Genomic DNA, 2,731 nt, shown 5'->3' on the forward strand with positions numbered 1-2,731 from the left:
CGAGGCGAACCGGGAGAACTGAAACATCTAAGTACCCCGAGGAAAAGAAATCAACCGAGATTTCGTTAGTAGCGGCGAGCGAACGCGAATTAGCCCTTAAGTGGTTTGTAAGTTAGTGGAATCTACTGGAAAGTAGAGCGATACAGGGTGATAGCCCCGTACACGAAAATAAACTTACCATGAAATCGAGTAGGTCGGCACACGTGAAACGTTGACTGAACATGGGGGGACCATCCTCCAAGGCTAAATACTCCTAACTGACCGATAGTGAACCAGTACCGTGAGGGAAAGGCGAAAAGAACCCCTGTGAGGGGAGTGAAATAGAACCTGAAACCGCATACGTACAAGCAGTGAGAGCCGGATTTAGTCCGGTGATTGCGTACCTTTTGTATAATGGGTCAGCGACTTATATTTTGTAGCAAGGTTAACCGAATAGGGGAGCCGTAGCGAAAGCGAGTGTTAACTGCGCGTTTAGTTGCAAGGTATAGACCCGAAACCCGGCGATCTACCCATGGGCAGGTTGAAGGTTGAGTAACATCAACTGGAGGACCGAACACACGTATGTTGAAAAATGCGGTGATGACTTGTGGGTCGGAGTGAAAGGCTAATCAAGCCGGGAGATAGCTGGTTCTCCCCGAAATCTATTTAGGTAGAGCCTCGCACGAACACCATTGGGGGTAGAGCACTGTTAAGGCTAGGGGGTCATCCCGACTTACCAACCCTTTGCAAACTCCGAATACCAATGAGTGATATGCGGGAGACACACTACGGGTGCTAACGTCCGTTGTGAAGAGGGAAACAACCCAGACCGCCAGCTAAGGTCCCAAAGTACTAGTTAAGTGGGAAACGATGTGGAAAGGCATAGACAGCTAGGAGGTTGGCTTAGAAGCAGCCATCCTTTAAAGAAAGCGTAATAGCTCACTAGTCGAGTCGGTCTGCGCGGAAGATGTAACGGGGCTAAACTAGTCACCGAAGCTGCGGATTTGAACTTAGGTTCAAGTGGTAGGGGAGCGTTCTGTAAGCCGTTGAAGGTGTGTTGTAAAGCATGCTGGAGGTATCAGAAGTGCGAATGCTGACATGAGTAACGATAAGGGGAGTGAAAAACTCCCCCGCCGAAAGACCAAGGTTTCCTGTCCCATGTTAATCAGGGCAGGGTAAGTCGGCCCCTAAGGCGAGGCGGAAACGCGTAGTCGATGGGAAACAGATTAATATTTCTGTACTTCTATATATTGCGAAGGAGGGACGGAGTAGGCTAGGTGAGCACGGCGTTGGTAGTCCGTGTGAAAGTATGTAGGTGGGTGACTTAGGTAAATCCGGGTTGCTGTTAACACTGAGATACGAGACGAGACTCTACGGAGTTGAAGTCATTGATGCCATGCTTCCAGGAAAAGCTTCTAAGCTTCAGATATATAGGAACCGTACCCCAAACCGACACAGGTGGTTAGGTAGAGAATACTAAGGCGCTTGAGAGAACTCGGGTGAAGGAACTAGGCAAAATAGTACCGTAACTTCGGGAGAAGGTACGCTCTCTGGTGTGAATCCCTTGCGGAGTAAGCACAGGAGAGTCGAAGTAACCAGGTGGCTGGAACTGTTTATTAAAAACACAGCACTGTGCAAAATCGAAAGATGACGTATACGGTGTGACGCCTGCCCGGTGCCGGAAGGTTAATTGATTGGGTTAGCTCTGCGAAGCTCATGATCGAAGCCCCGGTAAACGGCGGCCGTAACTATAACGGTCCTAAGGTAGCGAAATTCCTTGTCGGGTAAGTTCCGACCTGCACGAATGGCGTAATCATGGCCACACTGTCTCCACCCGAGACTCAGTGAAATTGAAATTGCGGTTAAGATGCCGTATACCCGCGGCTAGACGGAAAGACCCCGTGAACCTTTACTATAGCTTGACAGTGAACATTGCTCCTACATGTGTAGGATAGGTGGGAGGCTTTGAAGATGCGTCGCCAGATGCGTTGGAGCCAACCTTGAAATACCACCCTTGTATGCGTGATGTTCTAACCTAGGGCCCTAATCGGGCTTGGGGACACTGTCTGGTGGGTAGTTTGACTGGGGCGGTCTCCTCCCAAAGAGTAACGGAGGAGCACGAAGGTTGGCTAAGTACGGTCGGACATCGTACGGTTAGTGCAATGGCATAAGCCAGCTTAACTGCGAGACAGACACGTCGAGCAGGTACGAAAGTAGGTCATAGTGATCCGGTGGTTCTGTATGGAAGGGCCATCGCTCAACGGATAAAAGGTACTCCGGGGATAACAGGCTGATACCGCCCAAGAGTTCATATCGACGGCGGTGTTTGGCACCTCGATGTCGGCTCATCACATCCTGGGGCTGAAGTCGGTCCCAAGGGTATGGCTGTTCGCCATTTAAAGTGGTACGCGAGCTGGGTTTAGAACGTCGTGAGACAGTTCGGTCCCTATCTGCCGTGGGCGTTTGAGAATTGAAGAGGGCTGCTCCTAGTACGAGAGGACCGGAGTGGACGAACCGCTGGTGTTCGGGTTGTTATGCCAATAGCATTGCCCGGTAGCTACGTTCGGAACTGATAACCGCTGAAAGCATCTAAGCGGGAAACAGGCTTTGAGATGAGTTCTCACTGGAGCTTTAAGCTCCCTAAAGGGTCGTTGGAGACTACAACGTTGATAGGTCAGGTGTGTAAGGGTTGTGAGGCCTTGAGCTAACTGATACTAATTGCCCGTGAGGCTTAACCATACAACACCTAAAT

The 2,731-nt window shown here is 50.3% G+C and carries 1 rRNA gene; it reads left to right on the plus strand.

Annotated features, from left to right (window positions below):
• Positions 1–2,718, plus strand: a 23S ribosomal RNA gene (locus Q5N69_RS18330); the annotation flags it as partial.
• Positions 2,719–2,731: the final 13 nt, after the last annotated feature.

It is taken from the genome of Pseudocolwellia sp. AS88, from assembly GCF_030551755.1.
In the GTDB taxonomy this organism is placed as follows: Bacteria; Pseudomonadota; Gammaproteobacteria; order Enterobacterales; family Alteromonadaceae; genus Pseudocolwellia.